General features: G+C 70.7%; 1 protein-coding gene. It reads left to right on the forward strand.

The genetic code is table 11. From position 1 onward, the window contains the following. A partial coding sequence (locus HKX41_12860) for a hypothetical protein (protein ID NNC25026.1) occupies nucleotides 1–246 on the forward strand: 246 nt, incomplete at both ends.

Genomic DNA, 246 nt, shown 5'->3' on the forward strand with positions numbered 1-246 from the left:
GCGAAGGCCTGGAGCGGCATCTGCGCATCGAAGGCGGCGCGCGCATCCGCGACATCCGCATCCTCGACGCCGACCCGCACCTCAGCGGCGAGCCCGACCTGGACGACTGGCTGGTGCTGCGCCTGGACCGCTACGGCGACCACTCGCGCTATCGCCTGCGCCTGCTCGACATCGCCGGGCTCGACCCGATGTACGCCAGCGCCGAGTTCTCGTTCAAGGTCGGCTGCCCGTCGGACCTGGACTGCA

The sequence above is a fragment of the Salifodinibacter halophilus genome, from assembly GCA_012999515.1.
Classification (GTDB): Bacteria; Pseudomonadota; Gammaproteobacteria; order Nevskiales; family Salinisphaeraceae; genus Salifodinibacter; species Salifodinibacter halophilus.